This window comes from Paenibacillus taichungensis (assembly GCF_013359905.1).
GTDB lineage: Bacteria > Bacillota > Bacilli > Paenibacillales > Paenibacillaceae > Paenibacillus > Paenibacillus taichungensis.
In genome coordinates, this window is sequence record NZ_JABMCC010000071.1 from 1 (window position 1) to 5,888 (window position 5,888).

The window sequence follows — 5,888 nt, forward strand, 5'->3', positions numbered from 1 at the left end:
CCTTCAACGGTGGACTATGACGGAATCATTCCTGGCGGCAGAGGGATTGTTTTTGAAGCAAAATCCATATCGGGCGACTTGTTCCCGCTAAGCAATCTCAAGGACCACCAGTTCGAATACTTGCTGAAATGTCATAAGATGGGCGGCATTGCCTTCCTGCTGGTCGAGTTCCGCAAGCAAGGCGAGACATTCTTACTCCCGTACACGGCCCTAAGGCACTACTGGACGGCTTACAAGCAAAAGAAGGGTTCAAGTATCCATGTCTCAGATTTCGAGATACACGCCTATCTGGTGCCGTCTAAACGTGTTCCGGTGGATTATCTCGGAGTCGTGGACAAGCTTTGGAAGGCATCAGGATCATGATTATCACCTGTTTTAAATGCACAGCCGACATGATGGAGATACGGACGGACTTGTTCCGGTGCCCGTTTTGTGGGTTCGAGGCTCGGCAGTTATCGATGTCTCAAGAGATCACGCAAGCTGATATTGAAACGGCAGCGGCTAACGATATAAGCAAGTGGCAACTGATTGAGCGGGTGAAACGGTATAACTGGGCGATTGAAGAAGCGGTGACGGATCCGGTACGGAAACATGAAAAGCATGGGAAATGGCCTGAGATAGCCGAGGCGAATGGCATACCAAAGGCAACCTACTACGCCAGATATAAGAACGGCTGGGATCATGAACGAGCTGCAACGGAAAAAGTCGATAAAAAGAAAACGCCTTATAGCAAGAGGAGTGTTGCTACATGAGAAAAGAATCGGGCTGGTTGAGAGTAAAGGAAACGGCGAAAATCAACGGGATATCTTACAGCACTTATGTGTATCGCATTTATAGCGGTCAATCACCTGAAGAAGCTGCTTCAATCCAGACCAAGGAATTAACGAAGAAGCCAATATCAATCCCTCCGGTACGGGAGGAATACGAATATAATGTCCCGGTTCCTAAAACCAGGAAAGAAGCATTACAGCAAATAGACAATATCATACGAACCGAATGTGATCCGTGTGAAATCAGAATCGCAATGAATCTTCGTAACGGTCAAAACTCATCGCGGCTGGAGAAGGTTTGTAACGTTCAATGTCCGGTAGGAAATCAGATTCAGGAGCTGAGTAAATATCTCCAAGTGGCTCCTAGAAAATCGGTCAAGGAGGGATGGGCATGAATTACGAACACCGCGTTATAACTCCAAGGCAGTATGAAGTGGCAGCGGCGAATGGAATCCGAAACCGAGTTTTAGAGGATAGAGTCAGAAAACTTGGATGGTCCATGAAAGATGCTGTCAGTAAGCCGATTAAGGAACGTCAAAAGCACGGCGAATGGCCGGAAATAGCAGAGCCAAACGGGATCAGTAAGGCGGATTACTACCGCAGGGTAGCGACATTAGGTTGGGATATGGAGAAAGCAGCTACTGAGCCGATGCGGAACAAGGCAAATCTCATGCGAGCAGAACTGAAATGGGTGGATTTAAAAGAAGTTGCTGCGGCTAACAACGTGTCATACGCCACATTTATGCGGAGATTGTCAGAAGGAGAGAGTCCGAAACAGGCCGTCTCTCGCCCGCCGCTGAGTCGCCGGGAAAACATGAAACGTCAGTTGGATTCAGGAAATATCAAATATTCAATTAAGGGATAACAGAGGAAGGGAGACAAGACACACATGATCAAGATCCTGGAACTGTTCGGCGGCATCGGGGCTCCTCGTAAAGCCCTCATCAATCTCGGTATTGAGCACAAGGCGATTGATTATGTGGAAATCGATGAAAAGGCCGTACGCAGCTATAACGCTATGTATGATCGATTGCACAAGCCGCAGTCTGTAGTGGGTTGGAACCTCTGTCCCGACATTCTGGTACACGGTAGCCCTTGTCAAGACTTCTCCCGTTCAGGCAAGCGCCTGGGTGGAAACGACGAGGATAAGACGCGATCATCCCTGATGTGGGAGACGCTCAGGATCATTGAAAACATGGGTAGCTGGAAACCAAAGGTGGTTGTCTGGGAAAACGTAAAAGGCGTGCTGGACAAAGACATGATCCACAGCTTTAACAAGTACCTGAACCGAATGATTGAGCTGGGCTACACCAACAGTTTCGAAGTGCTTAACGCGATGGATTTCGGGGTGCCGCAGGGCCGGGAAAGAGTTATCACTATCAGCATGTTAGACGGAACACCTTTTGATTTCGGGCAGCTCAAGAAAAGACCAACGAAGCATATCAGCGAATTTTTAGAACCTAACGTGACCGGAGAACAGTACCAGATCAATATCCCTTCTATGCTAAACCGGATCGAAGAATTCAACCCAGGTGTTCGCGGAAAGTATCGTCCCTTGGATGTCATTGAGGATAGATGCTGGACCATCTCCACCAGGCAGGATAGGTGCCCGAATGCAGGCATTATAAGGCAGGATACTGGAACGTATCGGTATTTGACTGAGCGAGAGTGCTGGAGGCTCATGGGATTCTCTGATGAAGACTTTGACCAAGCTGCGGCTGAATTTCCCACGATTCCAGGAAAACGGAATGCCACACTATACAAGCTTGCTGGCAACTCTATTGTAGTTCAGGTGCTTGAAGCAATATTCGAGGCAGTGTTGATGCCAGAAGAGCAACAGAACGAATTCAACTCAACAACTGAGGGACAGCTTCAGTTGATCATATAGCACCACTATCTGGGTTTAGGCCCACCAAAGGAGAGATAACACACATGGCAACATTTGATCGTGATGACGAGGAACAAAAAGAAGACTTTCTGGAAGAGATTCGAATGATACTAGCGGCGCGTGGGATAGAAGTGGACTGGAAGGATATTGAGACAGACAGAAAAAGCAATGATGCAGTTGTAACACTAGTGTTCAAGAACGTAGTCGAATAGTTGTGAGGCTCCGGCCTCTAACCAAGGAGGGATATACAGATGCGAAAGTATCACAGAGGGCTCACAGTAATCAGCACTATGTTTTATACGGCCTCTATCGCTATGGCAGTTGAAGGGAAGTATTTAATAGCTGCAATCCTAGTACCGTTTAGTGGCGTTTTTATGATCGGAGCAGTTTACGCACAACGGATTTATATAAATTGGGCTTTGGGGAGGAAGAACAGTCATGAGTAAATGGAAATATACGAACAATGACGGGAAGCACATTATCAATAATGAACGTGGAGTGCTTATTGCAATGGTCTGCGATGAGGATGTAGCAATCAGGATGGTAGCTGAGCATCAAGAGAACGAGCGGCTCCGCAAGGAGCTTGAAGAGAAAGAACGCGAATCAGAAGAATGGCGCTCTAAATACGTGTCTAAAGTGAATTTGCTAAGGATTACTGACGATAGCCGGAATGAACTGGATCGGATGTACAGAGAGGCACTGGAGGCGGCACACGGGTTCCAGCAGGAGCTTGAAGTGGCACAACAGGCCATGAGCGAACCACACAAGAACCTATGGTTCAAGTGGACAAATGAACGGAATAGATCGGAAGAGGCGCGGACGGAAGCTATATATCTTGCTAGGAAGCTTGAAGAGGAACGTAAGCAATCAGCAGCAGTTCGAAAGGCTATGCAAGATGTGCTGTATTATCTCCAACGCGACTCTCTTGTACCAGCTCAGGACATTTTAGAGCAGTATCTGGCTATGTCGGTGGGTCAGGAAGGAGAGGGGAACCAAGATGCTTGAACAATACGACAAGGAATCGGTGTATGACGAACGTATCTCGCCTCTCATGAAGGAAATAATCCAGATTTGCAAAGATGAAGGCATACCGATGGTAACAAGCTTCTATCTGACGTCAGCTCAGAGTCATCCGAACGGAAAAGAACTATTTTGTACAACCACACTACCGGTTGAAGGGAACACACCGGATTTCATTACTGACGTGATCGGAATGTTTTCGATTCGCCACACAGACATTTAAGGGTTGAGGCTAGGGCCTCTCCCTACTAAGGAGGATATAACACATGACACAAACAGCGTTGGATAAATTGAACGAAGAAATAGCTTATAAAAGCATCGTAAACTATGCGCTACACATCTTCCCGAAATCATTCATCAATAATAGCAATGAAATTATATTGGAACCGAGAAATAACGTATTCTTCGCCTTGAATATTAAAACTGAACTGGAGTTTAAATGCAAAATGTTCGAATGGCTGTCGAGACCGATTGCGAAAGAACTGAATAAGTATTGGTCGCCACGTGTGCTGGATTGCTTCAATCAATTGTTGCGAACTAACTTTACCAAAGACGACATGTACAGAATTTATGATCTTTTGGGCAATTCCGTCAATAGGAAACTAACCATTCAGTTCATCGAATCGAACTACGACATGGAGCTACTGAAACGTTAATTTATTGGCTGTACTGGACTTATAACATAGGAGGGATAGACGGATGAATAAAGCAGGATTGTGGATGGTGTACGACAACGAATGGGGATTGGTTTGCACTGGTGATTATGAAAAATGCCTTGCAGAGTACAAGAAACACGCTAAGGAAGCGGTGGATCAGTCAGAGCCTTTGAGCGAGTTTCCTATCAGCACAGAAGAGGCTGTCATCCTGGCAAGGGTTGAGAAGTTTATGCAAGTGGTAGAAGTTGAGGACGAAGTGTATGAGTGGAAAGAAGAGGACGATGTATTTACGGCCGAAGGCGACCAATCGACTGAATAAACTTAACGAAGTGGAGGCCGTATCATGTTTTGGTCGGTCTCCCCAAATAGGAGGATATACAAGATATGAGCCAATTCAAAAACAAGTATCGCAAGATAAGAAATCAATTCAGCCGCGAACTACGTGAGGCAATGCAAACGAATGCAGCCTTGGCAATGCTCTGTATCGTCACTTATGAAGCGAGCAAGCACAGAACGCATATCATGAAAATTTGGTCAATGAGCATTAACCATCCAAGTTTCCAAGAAGAGTACAAAGCGAAATTGATAGGAAAACATTTGACTGGAGAAAACGATATTTTCAGATCACTCATTTTCACAGTTCCAGAGATTGCAATCAAGTATAGATGGAAAATACCTCGTGATATGGCGTTGGGCGACGCATACGGAGTAGCTTTATCTGCTCTGTTGGCTCCCAAGGAAGGAGCGGATAAGCATGAGTAAAAACGTATTTTTCAATGCATCGAAAGATATAATCTGTGCCACTGCCGAACATATGAACAAAGAGGACAGGTTAACAGTGATTGCGCCATTAGCTGGCAACGCCAGTGTACACGCACCATCAAGGAGCGGAAAACACAAGGGATACCATCGTATCAAGTGTGAGATATGGATACCTGAGGACGCTATAAAAGGCGAGGACGCGTTAACAGACTTCGGGGCATTCATGATGCTCAGCTTGCCCAAAAACCGCGTACAGCCGCATTTGGGTGGGGAAGGAGCGGATACAGAATGAGCGATCAAACAGAATTTGTGGAACATGTAAAAGGTATTGTGGAATATTGGACTCAGCAGCAAGGGCAGACGGATTATGAAAAGTGTGATGGTGTTGCATTCAGCATACTGAACCTCTTAGACGGATACAGCGGTGGCATGCCGCCTTATGAAGTCAGACCAGTAGACGAAGACGGAAAAGCCGGAGAAGATATTGGCGGTTCTTTACATGAAGCATATAGCGCATTAGGGCTTGGGGAGGAAGAAGCATGAGACAATTCGGATTAACTTATGACGATGCGGTAGATATCCAAAAAATCATGACGACAGGACTTAAATTACAACGAAAATACTATGATGCTAACAGCAACCATATGTCTGCCATGGAAAAGATCACTGTAAAGATTGAATCCAAACGAACAATGAAGAAAATCGCATATCTGAACAACTTTACAAAGGCTAGAAGCAAATCAGAGATTCGGGAATTAGGGAAGTTGGTGGTGGAATGAACAACCGTGTAGC

The 5,888-nt window shown here is 45.8% G+C and carries 14 protein-coding genes; all 14 read left to right on the plus strand.

The features are described from left to right. Positions 1-363: Holliday junction resolvase RecU (locus HP548_RS00585; protein ID WP_175380589.1), on the plus strand; the 363-nt coding region annotated here is incomplete at its 5' end. A 32-nt stretch (positions 364-395) separates the two neighbouring features. Beyond that, entirely contained in the window at positions 396-752 is a 357-nt protein-coding gene (locus HP548_RS00590) for a hypothetical protein (protein WP_246317847.1), read from the plus strand. Beyond that, positions 749-1,165, plus strand: coding sequence for a zinc-finger domain-containing protein (locus HP548_RS00595; protein WP_175380590.1), 417 nt, complete (start codon positions 749-751; stop codon positions 1,163-1,165). Before HP548_RS00590 ends, HP548_RS00595 begins: the two co-directional genes overlap by 4 nt. Beyond that, positions 1,162-1,635 carry a hypothetical protein gene (locus HP548_RS00600; protein WP_175380591.1) on the plus strand — a complete coding sequence of 158 codons (474 nt, stop codon included), beginning with the start codon at positions 1,162-1,164 and terminating at the stop codon, positions 1,633-1,635. The genes HP548_RS00595 and HP548_RS00600 overlap by 4 nt, the downstream gene beginning before the upstream one ends. Before the next feature lie 24 nt (positions 1,636-1,659). Beyond that, positions 1,660-2,658, plus strand: a complete 999-nt coding sequence (locus HP548_RS00605) for a DNA cytosine methyltransferase (RefSeq protein WP_175380592.1) — start codon at positions 1,660-1,662, stop codon at positions 2,656-2,658. 44 nt (positions 2,659-2,702) lie between these two features. After that, on the plus strand, positions 2,703-2,870 hold the full coding sequence (locus HP548_RS00610) for a hypothetical protein (RefSeq protein WP_175380593.1): 168 nt from the start codon (positions 2,703-2,705) through the stop codon (positions 2,868-2,870). Between the two features lie 226 nt (positions 2,871-3,096). Next, on the plus strand, positions 3,097-3,663 hold the full coding sequence (locus HP548_RS00615; protein WP_175380594.1) for a hypothetical protein: 567 nt from the start codon (positions 3,097-3,099) through the stop codon (positions 3,661-3,663). Then, positions 3,656-3,901, plus strand: a complete 246-nt coding sequence (locus tag HP548_RS00620) for a hypothetical protein (protein WP_175380588.1) — start codon at positions 3,656-3,658, stop codon at positions 3,899-3,901. The genes HP548_RS00615 and HP548_RS00620 overlap by 8 nt, the downstream gene beginning before the upstream one ends. Before the next feature lie 43 nt (positions 3,902-3,944). After that, positions 3,945-4,334, plus strand: coding sequence for a hypothetical protein (locus HP548_RS00625; protein WP_246317848.1), 390 nt, complete (start codon positions 3,945-3,947; stop codon positions 4,332-4,334). Positions 4,335-4,377: 43 nt separating this feature from the next. Then, entirely contained in the window at positions 4,378-4,653 is a 276-nt protein-coding gene (locus HP548_RS00630) for a hypothetical protein (protein WP_110000783.1), read from the plus strand. A gap of 65 nt (positions 4,654-4,718) precedes the next feature. Continuing rightward, entirely contained in the window at positions 4,719-5,096 is a 378-nt protein-coding gene (locus HP548_RS00635) for a hypothetical protein (RefSeq protein ID WP_175380595.1), read from the plus strand. After that, entirely contained in the window at positions 5,089-5,388 is a 300-nt protein-coding gene (locus HP548_RS00640; RefSeq protein WP_175380596.1) for a hypothetical protein, read from the plus strand. Before HP548_RS00635 ends, HP548_RS00640 begins: the two co-directional genes overlap by 8 nt. Then, complete coding sequence (locus HP548_RS00645) at positions 5,385-5,639, plus strand: hypothetical protein (RefSeq protein WP_175380597.1); 255 nt, start codon at positions 5,385-5,387, stop codon at positions 5,637-5,639. The genes HP548_RS00640 and HP548_RS00645 overlap by 4 nt, the downstream gene beginning before the upstream one ends. Further along, the gene (locus tag HP548_RS00650) at positions 5,636-5,875 is read left to right on the plus strand and encodes a hypothetical protein (RefSeq protein ID WP_175380598.1); all 240 of its coding nucleotides are present in this window, start codon (positions 5,636-5,638) and stop codon (positions 5,873-5,875) included. Before HP548_RS00645 ends, HP548_RS00650 begins: the two co-directional genes overlap by 4 nt. Positions 5,876-5,888: the final 13 nt, after the last annotated feature.

What these genes read in the sequence shown, in the direction of transcription:
- HP548_RS00590 (WP_246317847.1), top strand. Translation starts at nt 396, where the DNA reads ATGGAGATACGGACGGACTTGTTCCGGTGCCCGTTTTGTGGGTTCGAG.
- HP548_RS00595 (WP_175380590.1), top strand. Translation starts at nt 749, where the DNA reads ATGAGAAAAGAATCGGGCTGGTTGAGAGTAAAGGAAACGGCGAAAATC.
- HP548_RS00600 (WP_175380591.1), top strand. Translation starts at nt 1,162, where the DNA reads ATGAATTACGAACACCGCGTTATAACTCCAAGGCAGTATGAAGTGGCA.
- HP548_RS00605 (WP_175380592.1), top strand. Translation starts at nt 1,660, where the DNA reads ATGATCAAGATCCTGGAACTGTTCGGCGGCATCGGGGCTCCTCGTAAA.
- HP548_RS00610 (WP_175380593.1), top strand. Translation starts at nt 2,703, where the DNA reads ATGGCAACATTTGATCGTGATGACGAGGAACAAAAAGAAGACTTTCTG.
- HP548_RS00615 (WP_175380594.1), top strand. Translation starts at nt 3,097, where the DNA reads ATGAGTAAATGGAAATATACGAACAATGACGGGAAGCACATTATCAAT.
- HP548_RS00620 (WP_175380588.1), top strand. Translation starts at nt 3,656, where the DNA reads ATGCTTGAACAATACGACAAGGAATCGGTGTATGACGAACGTATCTCG.
- HP548_RS00625 (WP_246317848.1), top strand. Translation starts at nt 3,945, where the DNA reads ATGACACAAACAGCGTTGGATAAATTGAACGAAGAAATAGCTTATAAA.
- HP548_RS00630 (WP_110000783.1), top strand. Translation starts at nt 4,378, where the DNA reads ATGAATAAAGCAGGATTGTGGATGGTGTACGACAACGAATGGGGATTG.
- HP548_RS00635 (WP_175380595.1), top strand. Translation starts at nt 4,719, where the DNA reads ATGAGCCAATTCAAAAACAAGTATCGCAAGATAAGAAATCAATTCAGC.
- HP548_RS00640 (WP_175380596.1), top strand. Translation starts at nt 5,089, where the DNA reads ATGAGTAAAAACGTATTTTTCAATGCATCGAAAGATATAATCTGTGCC.
- HP548_RS00645 (WP_175380597.1), top strand. Translation starts at nt 5,385, where the DNA reads ATGAGCGATCAAACAGAATTTGTGGAACATGTAAAAGGTATTGTGGAA.
- HP548_RS00650 (WP_175380598.1), top strand. Translation starts at nt 5,636, where the DNA reads ATGAGACAATTCGGATTAACTTATGACGATGCGGTAGATATCCAAAAA.